This is a genomic window from Mesorhizobium sp. M0676, assembly GCF_040320535.1.
GTDB lineage: Bacteria > Pseudomonadota > Alphaproteobacteria > Rhizobiales > Rhizobiaceae > Mesorhizobium.
The window spans coordinates 12,789-29,353 of sequence record NZ_JAMYPU010000009.1; the positions used below are offsets into that span (position 1 = coordinate 12,789).

The 16,565-nt window shown below is 63.9% G+C and carries 15 protein-coding genes; 10 read left to right on the plus strand and 5 right to left on the minus strand.

All coding sequences use genetic code 11. The annotated features are described in order from the left end of the window. Positions 1–29: 29 nt before the first annotated feature. Positions 30–665 (minus strand): LysE family translocator, encoded by a 636-nt coding sequence (locus NKI35_RS11870; RefSeq protein ID WP_023672340.1) that lies wholly within the window; start codon positions 663–665, stop codon positions 30–32. A gap of 126 nt (positions 666–791) precedes the next feature. On the opposite strand from NKI35_RS11870, the gene NKI35_RS11875 reads away from it, so the two are divergent. Then, complete coding sequence (locus NKI35_RS11875; RefSeq protein WP_023687404.1) at positions 792–1,490, plus strand: helix-turn-helix transcriptional regulator; 699 nt, start codon at positions 792–794, stop codon at positions 1,488–1,490. 11 nt (positions 1,491–1,501) lie between these two features. On the opposite strand, the gene NKI35_RS11880 is transcribed toward NKI35_RS11875, so the two are convergent. Continuing rightward, the gene (locus NKI35_RS11880; protein WP_352653231.1) at positions 1,502–2,611 is read right to left on the minus strand and encodes a Gfo/Idh/MocA family protein; all 1,110 of its coding nucleotides are present in this window, start codon (positions 2,609–2,611) and stop codon (positions 1,502–1,504) included. Between the two features lie 213 nt (positions 2,612–2,824). Between NKI35_RS11880 and NKI35_RS11885 the strand changes: the two genes are divergently transcribed. The 9 genes from NKI35_RS11885 to phnN all read left to right on the plus strand — a co-directional run bounded on the left by NKI35_RS11885 (position 2,825) and on the right by phnN (position 12,621). After that, positions 2,825–3,670, plus strand: a complete 846-nt coding sequence (locus NKI35_RS11885; RefSeq protein ID WP_023703746.1) for a MurR/RpiR family transcriptional regulator — start codon at positions 2,825–2,827, stop codon at positions 3,668–3,670. A 152-nt stretch (positions 3,671–3,822) separates the two neighbouring features. Then, positions 3,823–5,757 (plus strand): bifunctional 5-dehydro-2-deoxygluconokinase/5-dehydro-2-deoxyphosphogluconate aldolase, encoded by a 1,935-nt coding sequence (locus NKI35_RS11890; RefSeq protein ID WP_352740134.1) that lies wholly within the window; start codon positions 3,823–3,825, stop codon positions 5,755–5,757. Positions 5,758–5,790: 33 nt separating this feature from the next. Beyond that, positions 5,791–7,641, plus strand: a complete 1,851-nt coding sequence (gene iolD / locus NKI35_RS11895) for a 3D-(3,5/4)-trihydroxycyclohexane-1,2-dione acylhydrolase (decyclizing) (RefSeq protein WP_352510638.1) — start codon at positions 5,791–5,793, stop codon at positions 7,639–7,641. Positions 7,642–7,763: 122 nt separating this feature from the next. Beyond that, positions 7,764–8,681, plus strand: a complete 918-nt coding sequence (gene iolE / locus NKI35_RS11900) for a myo-inosose-2 dehydratase (protein WP_352510637.1) — start codon at positions 7,764–7,766, stop codon at positions 8,679–8,681. A gap of 9 nt (positions 8,682–8,690) precedes the next feature. Further along, on the plus strand, positions 8,691–8,939 hold the full coding sequence (locus tag NKI35_RS11905; protein ID WP_352673504.1) for a DUF3329 domain-containing protein: 249 nt from the start codon (positions 8,691–8,693) through the stop codon (positions 8,937–8,939). A gap of 192 nt (positions 8,940–9,131) precedes the next feature. Then, complete coding sequence (iolB, locus tag NKI35_RS11910) at positions 9,132–9,944, plus strand: 5-deoxy-glucuronate isomerase (protein ID WP_352673506.1); 813 nt, start codon at positions 9,132–9,134, stop codon at positions 9,942–9,944. Positions 9,945–10,098: 154 nt separating this feature from the next. Beyond that, positions 10,099–10,806, plus strand: a complete 708-nt coding sequence (locus tag NKI35_RS11915; RefSeq protein ID WP_352740136.1) for a DUF1045 domain-containing protein — start codon at positions 10,099–10,101, stop codon at positions 10,804–10,806. A gap of 34 nt (positions 10,807–10,840) precedes the next feature. Then, positions 10,841–11,995 (plus strand): alpha-D-ribose 1-methylphosphonate 5-triphosphate diphosphatase, encoded by a 1,155-nt coding sequence (locus tag NKI35_RS11920; protein WP_352535271.1) that lies wholly within the window; start codon positions 10,841–10,843, stop codon positions 11,993–11,995. Next, positions 11,992–12,621, plus strand: coding sequence for a phosphonate metabolism protein/1,5-bisphosphokinase (PRPP-forming) PhnN (gene phnN / locus NKI35_RS11925; protein WP_352740273.1), 630 nt, complete (start codon positions 11,992–11,994; stop codon positions 12,619–12,621). The genes NKI35_RS11920 and phnN overlap by 4 nt, the downstream gene beginning before the upstream one ends. A gap of 2 nt (positions 12,622–12,623) precedes the next feature. Here the strand turns inward: phnN and NKI35_RS11930 are convergent, their stop codons facing one another. The 3 genes from NKI35_RS11930 to NKI35_RS11940 form a co-directional block, all read right to left on the minus strand. Then, the gene (locus NKI35_RS11930) at positions 12,624–13,610 is read right to left on the minus strand and encodes an ABC transporter permease (RefSeq protein WP_023684050.1); all 987 of its coding nucleotides are present in this window, start codon (positions 13,608–13,610) and stop codon (positions 12,624–12,626) included. A 44-nt stretch (positions 13,611–13,654) separates the two neighbouring features. Beyond that, a complete protein-coding gene (locus NKI35_RS11935) occupies positions 13,655–15,193 on the minus strand; it encodes a sugar ABC transporter ATP-binding protein (RefSeq protein ID WP_352740275.1) in 1,539 nt (512 codons plus the stop codon). A 122-nt stretch (positions 15,194–15,315) separates the two neighbouring features. Further along, positions 15,316–16,278 (minus strand): sugar-binding protein, encoded by a 963-nt coding sequence (locus NKI35_RS11940; RefSeq protein ID WP_023672352.1) that lies wholly within the window; start codon positions 16,276–16,278, stop codon positions 15,316–15,318. Between the last annotated feature and the right edge of the window lie 287 nt (positions 16,279–16,565).

A 16,565-nucleotide genomic window follows, 5' to 3' on the forward strand; every position in this document is an offset into this window, starting at 1 on the left:
AGAAACGCGGCGTCATCGCTTGATCGGGATCACGCTGCCCTCAACCCTTCCCATGCCGTAAACACCGAGACCGCAAACAGCAGCAGTCCGGCCGCCCGGCCCGCAAAAGCGGTCGCCCGCGGATTGGCCACCAGCAGATTGCGGCTGCGGCCGGCGGTGATGGCGAGCCCGCCATAGATGGCGGCCTGCGTCAGCATCGTCAGCAAGCCCATGACCGTCGCCTGCATCCAGATCGGGCCGTAATCCGGCTTCAGGAACTGCGGATAGACGGCAAATATGAAGAGATAGGCCTTCGGGTTGATCAGGCAGGTCACCAGTCCCTGGCGAAAGGCCTTCCAGGCCGTACGGCTGCCGGCGGGCCCGTCGTGGCCGACGGTGATGGAACTGCGCATCAGCGAGATGCCGATGAAGGCCATGTAGGCGGCGCCGGCTATCAGCAGCGGCTTGTACAGGATCGGTACGAAATGCATCAGCAGGCCGACGCCGATGGCGCCGTTCAGCGTGTGCACGATGCCGCCGACCATGATGCCGCCCGTGGCGGCGAGGCCCCGGTCGCGGCCGCCGGTGAGCGCATTGGCCAGCACGAACAGCATGTCCATGCCGGGCACGATGATGATGCCGGACAGCAGGATAAAGAACAGCCAGAGATTTTCCGCGTAGCTCATGTCAGTTGCTTGTCGCTTCCTGCTGGGGTGCCGTGGAGGAATTTGTTGATTTTCAACCCGATAGGCAGTCCAATAAATCATCCCAACTGACGGGGATGTGTCAGTAGCGTTCGTCAGGGAGAGGAAATGCGCAAGGCGTCGCGGCTGTTCGAGATCATCCAGATCCTGCGGCTGGCGCGGCAGCCGGTGACGGCAGCCATGATCGCCGGGCAGCTGGAAGTCACGATGCGTTCGATCTATCGCGACATCGCCGCACTGCAGGCAATGCGCGTGCCGATCGAAGGCGGGCGCGGTATCGGCTACATATTGCGTCCCGGCTTCGACCTGCCGCCGCTGATGTTTTCGATCGAGGAGATGGAAGCGATCGTCCTGTCGCTCGCCCTGCTGGAGCGCACGGGAGACAGCGAACTCAAGCAGGCGGCCAAGCGCGTCAGCGCCAAGATCGCCGGCGCCGTGCCGCCGCCGTTGCGCCAGGCGTTCGACGCCAACGCACTGCATGTCTGGGGGTTCGCAGCACCGGCAATCGGCACCATCGATCTGGCGCTTGTGCGCCGCGCCATCCGCGACGAGGAAAAGCTCGACCTGTCCTATCGCGACGAAATCGGCCGCGCCTCCGAGCGGCTGATCCGTCCGATCGCGCTGATCTACTATTCAGAAACCGCCAACATCGTCGCCTGGTGTGAACTGCGCCAGGCGATCCGCAATTTCCGCAGCGACCGCATCGCCGATTGCCGAGCGACCGGGCTGCGCTTCAAAGGCGAAGGCGATCGCCTGCGCCAGGTCTGGGTCAGTGGCTGGGAGGCGAACGCTGTCGCTGGCGGCTGAAGCGAGCGGGTTTACCGCACATCCACCCAGCGCTTTTCCTCGAACGACCTCGCCATCGCGTGCACGGTGCGCTCGATCTCCAGCCCTTCGGCAAATTCGATGACCCGTGCCGGCTTGCCGGCAAGCCGCGTCAGCAATTCGTGGCACTCGATGATCTTGAGGTCGTTGAAACCGAGCCCATGGCCCGGCGCCGGGAGGAAGGCGTCGTAAGGCTTGTGGTGCGGCGCCACCAATATGGTGCGGTAGCCCTGTTCGGTCGGGCGATCGGCGGTGACGTAGAGCTGGATTTCGTTCATCCGCTCCTGGTCGAACAGGATCGATCCTTTGGAGCCGAAAATCTGTATGGCGATGCGGCCCTTGCGGCCCCAGGCCGAGCGGTTGACCAGCAGCGTGCCGGCAATGCCGTTTTCCAGATGCATCAAAACGCTGGCGATGTCGTAGGTCTCCACCGCACGGCGGCCGCCGCCGGCCAGCTTGCGGTCGGCATAGGGCTTGGCCATGTCGCAGATGACTTTTGCGACGCGGCCGAACAGTGTCGAGACCAGCGACAGCGGATGCACGGCGAAATCGTCGAGCGCGCCATAGCCGGAAGCAGCCTCGTGCTTCCAGAAGAACAGCGCTTCCGGGTCGGCCATGAAGTCCTCGTCCATCTCGATGCGCAGATGGTTGACCTCGCCGATGATCTTTTCCTCGAGCAGCGCACCGATGTGGCGGATGGCCGGGCTCTGTATGTAGTTGTAGCCAAGGGCTGCGACCTTGCCGGATTTCCTGGCAGCGGCCGCCATCGCCGCTGCTTCGGCAAAGCTCGGCGCCATCGGCTTCTCGCACCACAGATGCTTGCCGGCTTCGAGGACGGCGATGGCCATCTCCGGATGGAACTGATTGGGCGTGGTCAGCGAGACGATATCGACCTCGGGGTCGTTGACGACGGCACGCCAGTCGCCCGACGCCTTGGCGAAGCCGAACTCGCCGGCCTTACGCTTGGCCAGCTCCTCGTTGACCTCGCCGAGATGGACCAGCTTCGGCTTGGCGACATCGGGAAAGACGGCGCCGACGGCGCTCCACGCAATGGCGTGGCATTTGCCCATGAAACCCGTGCCGATAAGACCAACGCCGACCATTTCTTTCTCCCAATACCTAAAGCGATCGATGGATGAATTAGTCCATTTCTTCTCCGAATGGAATGTCTGCCTCATTTTTTATGGCCTTCTTGCGCAGGCTCGCTATGATGGGGCAGAGAGGACGTCACTTGAGTTAAAGAGAGCATGATGTCGTCCGAAAACCGCTGCACACTTTTCGGCATCATGCTCTAGATGAGCTTGGACGGGGCGACGATGGACGAACGGGTACCTCGCGACTTCGAGACGCTGCGCGCCACGATCCTCGATCGCCGTGAAACCTTGCCCAAGCGCATCGCCCAGATCGCCGCCTATGCGCTCGACAATCCCGATGACATCGCCTTCGGCACCGCCGCCAGCATCGCCGCTTCGGCGGGCGTGCAGCCGTCCACCTTGATCCGCTTTGCCCAGCAACTAGGCTTTGACGGCTTCACCAGCCTGCAGCAGGTGTTTCGCGAGCGGCTGCGCGAGCGCAATTCCTCTTATGACGAACGCCTGCAGGCGCTGCGCGCCAAGGCCGATGCGGGTGCTGGACACCGAGCCATCTTCGACGGCTTCGTCGCCGCCGCCAGCACTTCGCTCAACGACATTTCGCGCTCGCTGGATGAGGCGCATCTGGAAGACGCGATCTCGCTGCTGGCCAAGGCCGAGACCATCTATGTCCTGGCCAAGCGCCGCTCCTACCCGGTGGCGAGCTACATTGCCTATGCCTTGGGCAAGCTGAAGATCCGCAACCAGCTGATCGAATCCGCCGCCGGCCTCAATGCCGAGATGGTCGCCTTCGCCACCCCGGCGGACGCCGTCATTGCCATCAGTTTCTCGCCCTATGCGCCGGCCACCATCGAGGAGGCCCGCACCATTTCCGAACAGGGCGTGCCGATCATCGCCATCACCGACAGTTCGTTTTCGCCACTAGCGCAGTTCGCCAAGGTCTGGTTCGAGGTTGCCGAGGCCGATTTTGCCGGCTTCCGCTCGCTGTCGGCCACCATGGCGCTGGCCATGGCGCTCACCGTCGGCGTCGGCGAGAAGCGGCGCAGCACGGGCAAGAAGCGTAAGGCCTAGGCCGGCGCCCGGCGCTCGAATTCGCGGAGGAATGCTCATTCCATATTGACTATGGATTGGAATTATTATTTCATATTCCCGGCGCCACGCTGCCGCTCGCGCGTGTCCCCCAACTACGTTGCTCAAGACAACAAGACCGACGGGAGGTTCAAATGAGCGAAGCCGTGGACGCCAAACAGGCGACGCTCGATGTCATCACCATCGGTCGCGCTTCCGTCGACCTTTACGGCCAGCAGATCGGCTCGCGGCTGGAGGACATCACCTCCTTCGCCAAATCGGTCGGCGGCTGCCCGGCCAACATCTCGGTTGGCACGGCGAGACTAGGCCTGCGCTCGGCGCTGCTCACCCGCGTCGGCGACGAGCAGATGGGCCGCTTCATCCGCGAGCAGCTCAGGCGCGAAGGCGTCAATGTCGATGGGCTCAAGGCCGACCAGGAACGGCTGACGGCCCTGGTGCTGCTTTCGGTCGAGAGCGAAGGCATCTCGCCAATGATCTTTTATCGCAGCGACTGCGCCGACATGGCGCTCGCCGAAGAAGATATCGATGAAGCCTTCATCGCCTCGGCCCGCTCGATCGTCGTCACCGGCACGCATTTTTCCCGACCCAACAGCGACGCCGCCCAGCGCAAGGCGATCCGCATCATCAAGGCCAGGGGCGGCAAGGTGGTGTTCGATATCGACTACCGCCCCAACCTCTGGGGACTCGCAGGCCATGCCGAGGGTTTTGAGCGCTATGTCAAATCCGACCGCGTCTCGGCCCAGCTGAAGACGGTGCTGCCCGATTGCGACCTCATCGTCGGCACCGAGGAAGAGATCATGATCGCCTCGGGCGCCGACGATTGCCTGAGCGCGCTGAAGACGATCCGCGCGCTGTCCAAGGCAACCATCGTACTGAAGCGCGGCGCCATGGGGTGCATCGTCTATGACGGGCCGATCAGCGACGATCTGGAAGACGGTATCGTCGGCAAGGGCTTTCCGATCGAGATCTATAATGTGCTGGGCGCCGGCGATGCCTTCATGTCCGGTTTCCTGCGCGGCTGGCTCGGTGGCGAAAACCTGGCAACGGCGGCGACCTGGGCCAATGCCTGCGGCGCCTTCGCCGTGTCGCGGCTGCTCTGCGCGCCGGAATATCCGACCTTCGAGGAATTGCAGTTCTTCCTCAAGAACGGCAGCAAGCACTTAGCGTTGCGCAAGGACGAGGCGATCAACCACATCCATTGGGCGACGACCCGCCGCCGCGATATCCCCTCGATGATGGCGCTCGCCTGCGACCACCGTGTGCAGCTTGAGGACGTCGCGGCAAAGACCGGCGCCGATCCGGCGCGCATCCGCGATTTCAAGGTGCTGGCGGTCAAGGCTGCGGCGAAAGTCGCCGCCGGCCGCGACGGCTATGGCATGCTGATCGACGAGAAGCATGGCCGCGAGGCGATGTTCGAATTCGCCCGCCACCCCTTTGCCTGGCTCGGCCGTCCCGTCGAACTGCCGGGCTCGCGGCCGCTGCGCTTCGAGTTCTCGCAGGACATCGGCTCGCAACTGGTGGAATGGCCGGTCGACCACTGCATCAAATGCCTGTGCTTCTATCACCCCGACGATCCGGCAGCGCTCAAGGAAGAGCAGCAGCAGAAGCTGCGCTCGCTGTTCGAAGCCGCGCGGAAGGTCGGCCGGGAGCTTCTGGTCGAGATCATCGCCGGCAAGCACGGCAAGCTCGACGAAACGACCATCCCGCGCGCCCTGGAAGAACTCTATGCGCTTGGCATCAAGCCGGACTGGTGGAAGCTCGAACCGCAGGCGTCGGCCGGCGCCTGGGCCAAGATCGAAGCGGTGATCCTGAAGCATGATCCCTGGTGTCGTGGCGTCGTGCTGCTGGGTCTCGAAGCGCCGCAGGACGAACTGGAAGCGGCCTTTGCCGCCACCGCCAAGGCGCCGATCGTCAAGGGCTTTGCCGTCGGCCGCACCATCTTCGTCCACGCCGCCGAACGATGGCTGGCAGGCAAGATGACGGATGACGAGGCTATCGCCGACATGGCCGCGCGCTTCGAACAGTTGACCGAAGGGTGGCTTGCCGCGCGTGGCCGTAAAGCAGCATAAAGGCGCGGCAAGAGGACTGCGGAGGAAAACACCATGAGCAAGACAATCCGCCTGACGATGGCGCAGGCGCTGACCCGCTTTCTGAGCAAGCAGATGACCGAGATCGACGGCAGAAGAGTGCCCATCTTCGGCGGTGTGTGGGCGATCTTCGGTCACGGCAATGTCGCCGGCATCGGCGAGGCGCTGTACCAGCTGCGCGACGAATTGCCGACCTTCCGCGCCCACAATGAGCAGGCGATGGCGCATGCGGCGATCGCCTATGGCAAGGCCAATTTCCGCCGCCGCTTCATGGCCGCGACCTCTTCGATCGGCCCCGGTGCGCTCAACATGGTGACGGCGGCGGCGCTCGCCCACGTAAACAGGTTGCCCGTCCTGTTTTTGCCGGGCGATGTCTTCGCCAACCGCATCCCCGATCCGGTGCTGCAGCAGGCCGAGGACTTTTCCGACGGCACCGCGACGGTCAATGACTGCTTCCGTCCGGTGTCGCGCTATTTCGACCGCATCACCCGTCCCGAGCAGATCATCCCGGCATTGGCGCGGACCATGCAGGTGCTGACCGATCCGGCGGAATGCGGCCCGGTGACGCTGTCGCTCTGCCAGGACGTGCAGGCCGAGGCCTATGACTATCCCGAGAGCTTTTTCGCCGAGCGCGTCTGGCACCAGCGCCGGCCGCGTCCGGACCGGCATGAATTGGCGGCGGCGGTCACCGCGCTGAAGGGTGCGAAAAAACCGCTGATCATCGCCGGCGGCGGCGTGCTGTATTCGCAGGGTTCGGATGAACTGGCGAAATTCGCCGAGAGCGCCGGCATTCCGGTCTGCGAAACGCAAGGCGGCAAATCCTCGCTGCCCGACACACATCCGCGCAACATGGCGGCGGTCGGCGTCACCGGCACGTCCGCGGCCAACCGGCTGGCGGAAGAAGCCGATGTCGTGCTCGCCATCGGCACCCGGCTGCAGGATTTCACCACCGGCTCATGGGCGCTGTTCAAGAATTCCGGCAAGACCATCATCGGACTCAACGTGCAGCTTTTCGATGCCGGCAAGCATCGTGCGCTGCCGCTGGTCGCCGATGCGGCCGAAGGGCTTGTCGAACTGGGTGCGGCGTTGGGGAGCTGGAAAGCACCGGCGACATGGACCGACAATGCGACCCAAGGCAAGAAGGCATGGCAGGCCGAAGCCTCCAAGGTGACGGCGTCGACCAACGCCGCCTTCCCTTCGGACGCGCAGGTGATCGGCGCCGTGCAGCGCGCGCTGGGGTCCGGCGTGACCTTGCTGAATGCGTCGGGCGGCCTGCCGGGCGAGCTGCACAAGCTCTGGCAGGCAGGCGCGCCCGGCTCGTACCATGGCGAATATGGTTTCTCGACCATGGGTTACGAGATTGCCGGCGGGCTCGGCGCCAAGATGGCCAAGCCCGATCAGGAGATAGTCGTCATGGTCGGCGACGGATCCTACCTGATGATGAATTCGGAGATCGCCACCTCGGTGATGCTCGGATTGAAGCTGATCATCGTGGTGCTCGACAACAGGGGTTATGGCTGCATCAACCGGCTGCAGATGGCCACCGGCGGCGCCAACTTCAACAACCTCCTGAAGGACGCGCGCCACGAGATCTTGCCCGACATCGACTTCGCCGCGCATGCGGCCAGCATGGGCGCTATTGCCGAGAAGGTGCCATCGATCACCGGCCTGGAGACCGCGCTGCAAAAGTCGAAAACCAACGACCGCACCACCGTGCTGGTCATCGACACCGACCCGCTGATTTCCACCGATGCCGGCGGCCATTGGTGGGATGTCGCGGTGCCGGAAGTCTCCGCACGGCCGCAGGTCAACGCAGCCCGCAAGGCCTATGACGAAAAGCGGCAGATGCAGACAATCGGCGATTGATGTACATGCACCCGCCCCCTACCTCCCCTTGTGGAGGTCGGACCGAAGGTCCGGTGGGGGTCTGGCGCCGCACCCCACCCTCCCCACAAGGGGGAGGGTGAACAAGAAACCGGAGCTAAAACTTGAAAGCCAAACTGGGCATGTCCCCCATTGCGTGGTGGAACGACGATCTTGCCGAACTCAGCGACGACGTCTCGCTGGAAGAGTGCCTGCGCCAGTCGCGCTCGGCAGGTTTCACCGGCATGGAAATGGGCCGGCGTTTTCCAAACGACCCCGAAATCATGCTGCCGATCCTGAAGCAGGCCGACGTGACGCTGTGCGGCGGCTGGTTCTCCGGCACCCTGGTTGATGAGGACATGGGCAAGAACAAGGATCGCATCCAGCCGATGATCGACCTGTTCAAGGCGGTGAATGCGCCTTGCATCGTCTATGGCGAGGTCGGCCGCTCGATCCAGGGCGATCGCTCCAGGCCTCTCGCCACCAAGCCGAAATTATCGAACGACGAGATGAGGGCCTATGCCAGGCGCCTCACCGAATTCGGCGAATGGTGCGCCGAGCAAGGCATGCCGCTGTCCTATCACCATCACATGGCGGCAGTGGTCGAGACTGAGCCGGAGCTCGATGCCTTCATGCGCCATTCCGGCGAAGGCATTCCGTTGCTGCTCGATGCAGGGCATCTCGCCTTTGCCGGCGGCGACGTGCTGCGCGCCATCGACAACCACCACAAGCGGATCAGCCATGTCCATGTGAAGGATGTGCGCATGGGCGTGATCGACGGGCTCGACCGCACGAAACAGTCCTTTCTCGACGCCGTGGCGCTCGGTGCCTTCACGGTGCCTGGCGACGGTTCGCTCGATTTCGGCGCCATCGTGCAGCGCTTCGCCGACCATGGCTATGAAGGCTGGTTCGTCGTCGAGGCCGAGCAGGACCCGAAGAAGAACCCGCCGCTCAAGATGGCGCAGGTCGGCCACAAGGAATTGATGCGGGTGATGACGGCGGCCGGCTACACGGTGGAAACGCAAGGCTTTCCTAATGCCTGAGGCGATCCGATGAAGGATTACGAGCACCCGTTCTTCCGGCCGCTGTGGCGGCGCGTTGCCGTCGTCGCCTTCTGCGTGATCTGGGCCGGAATAGAATTCGCCTCCGGCACCCCGTTCTGGGGCATCATTGCGCTCGGCTTTGCCGCCTACGCCGTCTGGCAGTTCTTCTATCTTTACAAGCCGGTGGAGGAGAGCAAGGCTGCGCCTGATCGACCGAAGACCGGCGAAGCGAAGGCGGACGCCGAACCGAAGGAATGAAGCGGCCGTGGCTCGGAAGGGCTTGCGGGTCGGACACTGGACACCTGGCGTATCGCCTACGTCGGTGATTGGCCGGAACGTCCCTCGCTTCGTCATCCTAGGGTCTTCGCGACGGAGCTTCGCTCCTGCTTCGCCCTAGGATGACGAAGTTGAGAGGCCGACCTCGAAGACTTGCGATAGGAGAGACAAAACATGTCGAAACTGCTCGTCAAAGCCGACAAGGGCCATGGCCGCGTCGCCCAAGTCACGCCCAACAGCGCCGGATGGACCTATGTCGGCTTCGACCTGCACCGCCTGAAGCCGGGCGAGACCGCATCCGGCAAGACGCAGGATCGCGAAGTCTGCCTGGTGTTCGTCACCGGCAAGGGCACGGCAAGGGCCGGCGGCCAGGAACTCGGCCTGCTCGGCGAGCGCATGTCGCCCTTCGAGGGCAAGCCGTGGTCGGTCTATATTCCGGAGGGTTCGGACTGGTCGGTCACCGCCGACACCGATCTCGAACTCGCGGTCTGCTCGGCGCCGGGCCTGGGCGGCGGCTTGCCCGTTCGCGTCATCGCACCCGACGACCTCGGCCAGGAGACTCGGGGCAAAGGCACCAACACGCGCTACGTCACCAACATATTGCCCGAGGGCAAGCCCGCCGACTCGCTGCTGGTGGTCGAGGTCATCACGCCCGGTGGCCACACATCGAGCTACCCGCCGCACAAGCACGATCAGGACAATCTGCCGGCCGAATCCTATCTTGAGGAAACCTATTACCACCGCCTCAACCCGCCGCAGGGCTTTGCCTTCCAGCGGGTCTACACCGACGCCGACAAGTCGGGCGCCCGCGAACTGGACGAGGCGATGGCGATCGAGGACGGCGATGTCGTGCTGGTGCCCAAGGGCTATCATCCGTGCGCGGCCTGTCACGGCTACGACCTCTATTACCTTAACGTCATGGCCGGGCCGAAGCGGACGTGGAAGTTCCACAACGCGCCCGAGCACGAATGGCTCATGAAGGCCTGATCGGCCTTCGCTTGCGCCGGAAGCTGTTGGTCCAGCAGCGAAAAATCGTCGGCTAACGATCCATGGGGTCGATTTGCCTTCGAAAACCCGCATAAGCTTCGTCAATCCGTCATGGAAATCACCTATGGCAGCGGGCTGACGAGGATTTTTTTCGATGCGCTACGCCATCTATTTCACCCCGAGGCAGGACGAACCGCTGGCGCGGCTCGCCGCCAACTGGCTGGGCCGCGACCCCTTTGGCGCCGCCACCAGGCCGGTCGAGGCGGTGGGCGAGCTGTCGGCGGCCGAAGTCGCCTTTCACACCGCATCGGCGCGGCGCTACGGCTTTCATGCGACGCTGAAAGCGCCCTTCCGGTTGGCCGCCAACGAAACCGAAAGCTCGCTGCGCGCGGCGCTGGACGCCTTTGCCGAAGCAACGCCGACGGTCACCATCCCGCGCCTGGTCGTCAGCCAGATCGATGGTTTCTTCGCTTTGGTGCCGGAAGGCCCGCTGCCGCCGCTCAACCGTTTCGCCGACGATGTCGTGCTTAGCTTCGACCGTTTTCGCGCGCCGCTCACCGAGGCCGAGATCGAGCGCCGCAGCCCGGATTCGCTGAAACCCGCCGAGTTCCGCAATCTCTGTCAGTGGGGCTACCCCTACGTGTTCGAGACCTTTCGCTTCCACATGACACTGTCCGGCCGGGCCGGGCCGCAGGAAAGCCAACGTCTGCGCGCGGCAATTGACAGCCTGTTCGGCGATGTGCTGCAGCAGCCGGTGCTGGTGGATGCGCTGACGCTGTTCCTCGAAACCGAACCGGGCGCTCCGTTCATGGTGCTTTCGCATCATGCGCTCGGCCGCCGCGCTGCCCGAAAAACCGCCTGACCGCAATTCGTCCGAGTAACCAGGGACTGCCTGAATGACCGCCGAAACTGTTCTCCACAACGCCCGCATCGTGCTTGCCGACGAGATCGTCGAAGGGTCGCTCGTGCTGCGCGACGGTTTTATTTCCGGCATCGACGCCGGCACCGCCCACACCGGCGGGAACATGGGCGGCGAGGACATGGGCGGCGACTACATCATTCCCGGCCTGGTCGAGCTGCACACTGACCATCTTGAAGGCCACTATGCGCCGCGCCCGAAAGTGCGCTGGAACCCGATCGCCGCCGTCCTTGCCCATGACGCGCAGGTGGCCACCGCCGGCATCACCACCGTCCTCGACGCTTTGCGTGTCGGCATGGACGAGGACGCGGATATTACCTCCGACGACATCCGCAAGCTCGCCGGCGCGATCGAGGACAGCGTCGCGAAAGACCGGTTGCGGGCCGACCATTTCCTGCACCTGCGCTGTGAGGTCTCGGCGCCGGATTGCTTGCGGGCTTTCGCCAATTTCGATGGCGACGGGCGGGTCAAACTGGCCTCGCTGATGGACCATGCGCCGGGACAGCGCCAGTTCGTCAATCTCGAGACCTACGCCCATTACTATCAGCGCAAGCTGAAATTGACCGACCGCGACTTCCAATTGTTCTGCGAAAAGCGGATGTCGGAATCGGCGAAGAATTCGGGACCGAACCGGGTGGCGATATCAGCCGCCTGCAACGAGCGGGGCATTGTGCTGGCGAGCCATGACGACGCCACATCAGGCCATGTCGACGAGGCGATCGAACAAGGCGTGCGCGTCGCGGAATTCCCGACCACGCTGGAAGCCGCCAAGGCCTCGAAAGATGCCGGGCTCGGCGTGCTGATGGGCGCGCCCAACGTCATGCGCGGCTCCTCGCATTCGGGCAATGTCTCGGCCCGCACGCTGGCCGGCGACGGCCTGCTCGACATATTGTCGTCCGACTACATTCCCTTCAGCCTGATCCAGTCGGCCTTCTTCCTCGGCGACGTCGTCGAGGGCATTTCCCTGCCGCAGGCGGTTGCGATGGTGTCGAAGAATCCGGCCGAGGCGATCGGCCTCAACGACCGCGGCGTCATCGAACAGGGCCGCCGCGCCGATCTGGTGCGTGTGCGCGTCGACGACCATGTGCCGGTCGTGCGCACTGTCTGGCGCCAAGGGCGCCGGGTCGCCTGATGGTCTCGGCGTCGATCGAGCGCGAACTCAGCAGCGAGGCCTTTCCGCTCCGCAACGGCGTGTTTGTCGCCGTCGTCGGCCCGAGCGGCGCCGGCAAGGATACGGTAATCGGCTATGCCCGCACCTTGTTTGCCGACGAGACGAGGCTGGAGTTCGTCCGCCGGGTCATCACCAGGCCGAGCGACGCCGCAAGCGAGGATCACGACACGCTGGCCGACGCCGCCTTTGCCGAGGCCCAGGCCGACGGCGCTTTCGCCATTTCCTGGGAGGCGCACGGCCTGCGCTATGGCATCCCGGCCGACGTCGACTGGTCGATAGCCAATGGCCATGTCGCCGTGGCCAATGTCTCGCGCGCAGTCATCCCGGTGCTGCGGGAGCGCTATGCCAATCTGGCTGTCGTCGAGATCACCGCTTCGCCGGAAACCCTCGCCGAGCGTCTCGCCCAGCGCGGCCGCGAATCGCGCGGCGAAGTGCTGGCTCGGCTCGCCCGCAGCGCCAATGTCGCTTTGTCCGGACCCGGTGTCACCTCCATCGACAACGGCGGCCAGCGCGAAGCCGCCGGAGAACGCTTCGCCGAGGTACTGCGCAAGGCGATGGCCTTCTCGGATATCTCCGGCGTGATGTAGCGCTACTCGGCCGCGACAGTCTTGCGGCTGGCATCGAGCATCAGCCGCCTTGCGCGGAACACGCCCCATTGCTGGTCGACCAGCACGCCGATCAGGATCACGCCGCCCATCACCGCGAAGTTGAGCGAGGACGGGATGCCGAGCAGATTGACCAGGTTCTGCAACTCCTGCAGCAGCACGGTGCCCAGGATGACGCCAACCAGCGAGCCTTCGCCGCCGCGCAGCGAGAAGCCGCCGAGCACGGCGGCGGCAATGGCGTAGAGTTCGTAGAACTGGCCGTGGCTGGCCGGCGAGATCGAGCGCGTGTACATGGCGAAATAGATCGCCGACAGCGCCGTCAGAACGCCGCAGATGACATAGGCGGCCATCACGACGCGGCCGGTGCGGATGCCCGAATATTTAGCCGCCTCTTCGTTCTTGCCGATGGCATAGAGGTAGCGTCCGAACACCGAGCGGTGCAGCACCACCCACATGACGATCGAAATGACGATCAGTGCGATGAAACTGTTGGGCACGCCATAGCTGCGGCCCGCGGTGAGGAATTCGAGCTCGGGAAAATTCTGGCCGAAGGCGAAGCCGGCGGTGCCGTCGGCGGTATAGAAACGGGCGACCCCGCGATAGATCAAAAGGCCGCACAGCGTCACCACGAAGGGCTGCAATTTCAGCCTTGTGATCAGCCAGCCATGCGCCAGCCCGATGATGCCGCCCAGCACCAGGATCAGCGGCAGCGCCACCGGCCATGGCATGTCGCGCACAGCGATGAAATCGATGAACAGCGTGCCGAGCAGCGCCACCAGCGATCCCACAGACAATTCGATGCCGCCGGTGATGATGACGAAGGCCTGGCCGATGGCGAGAATCCCGAACAGGCCGATCAGGTTCGAGGTGTTGGCGAGGTTGATCGGCAAAAGGAAGCGCGGGTTGATGGCGGTCACCACGGCGCCGACCACCAGGATCAGGATCAGCAGGCCGAGATCTTTTTTGCTCATCGTCTTCTCCCCAATGCGCCGGACCGGCAATCGCCTGAAGCCCGCTAGTTTGCCGGCTTGCCGACCGCCAGCAACAGCACGTTTTCCTGGCTGAATTGTTCCTTGTCGAGAATGCCCGAGATCTGGCCCTCATGCATGACGGCGATGCGGTCGGACACGCCGATCACCTCTTCCATGTCGCTGGAGATCATCAGCACGGCCACGCCGGCATCGGCCAAGGCTCGCATCAGCCCGTAAATCTCGGCCTTGGCGCCGATATCGATGCCGCGCGTAGGCTCATCGAGGATCATCACCTTCGGGTTCATCGCCAGCCATTTGCCCAGCACCACCTTCTGCTGGTTGCCGCCCGACAGCGTGCCGGTTCGCGTCTGCACCGACGGCGCCTTGATGCCGAGATTGCTCTTCTGCTTCTCGGCGGTGGCGGTCTCGGCGCTTGCCGACACCAGTCGACGCTTCGCATGCGCCGGCAGGTTGGGCAGCGAGATGTTCTGCGCGATCGACAGGTCAAGCAAAATGCCGGTCAGCTTGCGGTCTTCCGGAGCCAGGAAAATGCCATGCGCGACCGCATCGGCCGCCGAAGCCAGTACAAGCGGCTTGCCGTCGAGTTCGAGCCCACCGCCAAGCGTGCTGTCGATGCCGAAGAACACCCGCGCCAGTTCGGTGCGGCCGGAGCCGACAAGACCGGCAAGGCCGAGGATTTCACCGCGCCTGATGTCGAGGTCGACCGGCCGGGCAGGGTAGGCGGGGGTGCGGATGGCTTTGGCCGAGAGAGCCGTGGCGCCCGGCGCCCGCGCCGCCTCGGAGGCCTTCTCGCGCTCCTTCAGCATGCGGCCGATCATCAGCTTGACCATCTGGTCGTGGTTGATGGCGCTCTTCGGCAAGGTGCCGGCCAGCATGCCGTCGCGCAGCACCACGACGCGGTCGGCGACGCGCTCGACCTCATGCAGCCGGTGCGAAATGAAGATGACGCTGATGCCATCGGCCTTCAGCGCCTTGATGACGTCGAGCAGCTTGTCGGTTTCGGCAAGCGGCAGGCTCGATGTCGGCTCGTCGAGGATGACCAGCCGTGCCTTGATCGATAGCGCCTTGGCGATCTCGACCATCTGCTGCTGGGCAAGCGACAGCGAGGCAACCGGCGTATCGGCGGAAAAGTTGGCGCCGACACGCTTCAGCAGCGGCGCCACCATTTCGCGCAGCTTGGCGCGGTCGACCAATCTCAGCGGCCCGCCGCGCAACGGCTCGCGGCCGAAGAAGATATTGGCGGCAACATCGAGGTTTTCGAAAAGGTTGAGTTCCTGGTGCACGAAGGCGATGCCCGAACCCAGGCTGCCTTCGACGGTGAGCCCGTCATGCGCAAGGCCGTCGACGGTGATGGCGCCGCTGTCCGGCCTGGTGACGCCGCCGAGGATCTTCATCAAGGTCGATTTGCCGGCGCCGTTTTCGCCGACCAGGCCGATCACCTCGCCCGGCCTGACTTCCATGGAAAAGCCGTCCAGCGCCACCACGCCCGGATAGGTCTTGCGCACGTTCTCGAGGCCGAGGAACGGGGTGGTTGCGACGATGGATGGGTCGGAATAATTCATCACGCCATATTTGATCAGGCTTGCCAGCAGCCGGTGGGCTACAGACTGACGGGCCTTGGCCGGCCCGTCAACACGATCGCCGGCTCAAGGCGAACCCTGAGCCGGCGCAACTGCTCGTGGTCTCAGTTTCCGGACATCGCCTTCAGATTGGCGGCATAGGTGTCGACATCGTCCTTACCGATGATCTTGGTCGGGATAATGATCAGGCCGCCTTCCGGAATGCCTGATTTGTCGCCCTTGAGATAGGCGGCCATCAGCTTCATGCCCTGATAGGCCCATTCGAAGGGCTGCTGCACGACGGTCGCCGCCACGGTGCCTTCCTTGACGCCGCCAAGCGTGATCGGATCGTCATCGAAGCCGACGACGGTGATCGAGCCGAGCTTGCCGGCGTCGCGCAGCGCTTCATAGATGCGCGGCGTGTTGTAGGAGTAGAAGCCGACCATGCAGGTGATGTCGGGGCTGGCGACCAGCGCGTCCTCGACATTCTTCTTGGCGCGCGCCTGGTCGATGTCGTCGCCGCGCACGTCCACCAGTTCGATCTTGCTGCCGGCGAGGCCGTCCTTCATGCCCTGGATGCGTTCCTTGGCATTGTCGGCGCCGAGCAGGCCGACGAAGCCGAGGCACTTGCCGCCGTCCGGCATCGCTTTCTTGGCGATCTCGGCCGCCTGCTTGCCGGCGTCGACATTGGACGAGCCGATATAGGCAACGCGCTTGGTCTGCGGGGCATCGGAGTCGGTGGTGAACAGCGCCGTTTCCGACGCGATCTTGTTCAGACCGTCGGTCGAGGTCTTGGGGTCGACGGCCGAGACCATGATGCCCTTGACGCCGGCGGTCACCAGATCGTCCATCAGCCGCTGCTGGATGGCGACCGAGGACTGCTCGGGATATTTGAGTTCGAGATTGTAGTCGGGCAATTCGGCCTGCGCCTTCTTGACGCCGGCTTCGGCGGCCTTCCAGAAATCGGAAGCGCCGTTGACGACGAAGGCCAGCGTCGGCTTGTCGTCGGCGCGCGCAATGGCTGTCGCGGTCAGGCCAAGCAGCAGGGCTGCGGTGGCCACGGATGCATGTCGTATCAAGGATTTCATGTTCAACCTCCCGTTTTGGCTCAGTCGTCGGACTGAACCGATCTTGCATTCACTGACTTGCCGCTCGCGATTTGGACGCCCTCCTCCTCAGGGGTTCCCGGCGCTGAAGAATGGCGTCGTCGGTCGCGATCACGGACTTTAGAGACTCATCCCGTGCTCGTAAATAGTCTGATTTGTCTGACATATCACATGTCCGAGACCAAGCTTGCGGAGGCAAACCCCGCTCGCCATCGGGCCATTCACGTGCACTTCTCGCCGCCCGGGTCCCACCTGACCGGACACGGCGG

What these genes read in the sequence shown, in the direction of transcription:
- NKI35_RS11870 (WP_023672340.1), bottom strand. Translation starts at nt 665, where the DNA reads ATGAGCTACGCGGAAAATCTCTGGCTGTTCTTTATCCTGCTGTCCGGC.
- NKI35_RS11875 (WP_023687404.1), top strand. Translation starts at nt 792, where the DNA reads ATGCGCAAGGCGTCGCGGCTGTTCGAGATCATCCAGATCCTGCGGCTG.
- NKI35_RS11880 (WP_352653231.1), bottom strand. Translation starts at nt 2,611, where the DNA reads ATGGTCGGCGTTGGTCTTATCGGCACGGGTTTCATGGGCAAATGCCAC.
- NKI35_RS11885 (WP_023703746.1), top strand. Translation starts at nt 2,825, where the DNA reads ATGGACGAACGGGTACCTCGCGACTTCGAGACGCTGCGCGCCACGATC.
- NKI35_RS11890 (WP_352740134.1), top strand. Translation starts at nt 3,823, where the DNA reads ATGAGCGAAGCCGTGGACGCCAAACAGGCGACGCTCGATGTCATCACC.
- iolD (WP_352510638.1), top strand. Translation starts at nt 5,791, where the DNA reads ATGAGCAAGACAATCCGCCTGACGATGGCGCAGGCGCTGACCCGCTTT.
- NKI35_RS11905 (WP_352673504.1), top strand. Translation starts at nt 8,691, where the DNA reads ATGAAGGATTACGAGCACCCGTTCTTCCGGCCGCTGTGGCGGCGCGTT.
- iolB (WP_352673506.1), top strand. Translation starts at nt 9,132, where the DNA reads ATGTCGAAACTGCTCGTCAAAGCCGACAAGGGCCATGGCCGCGTCGCC.
- NKI35_RS11915 (WP_352740136.1), top strand. Translation starts at nt 10,099, where the DNA reads ATGCGCTACGCCATCTATTTCACCCCGAGGCAGGACGAACCGCTGGCG.
- NKI35_RS11920 (WP_352535271.1), top strand. Translation starts at nt 10,841, where the DNA reads ATGACCGCCGAAACTGTTCTCCACAACGCCCGCATCGTGCTTGCCGAC.
- NKI35_RS11930 (WP_023684050.1), bottom strand. Translation starts at nt 13,610, where the DNA reads ATGAGCAAAAAAGATCTCGGCCTGCTGATCCTGATCCTGGTGGTCGGC.
- NKI35_RS11935 (WP_352740275.1), bottom strand. Translation starts at nt 15,193, where the DNA reads ATGAATTATTCCGACCCATCCATCGTCGCAACCACCCCGTTCCTCGGC.
- NKI35_RS11940 (WP_023672352.1), bottom strand. Translation starts at nt 16,278, where the DNA reads ATGAAATCCTTGATACGACATGCATCCGTGGCCACCGCAGCCCTGCTG.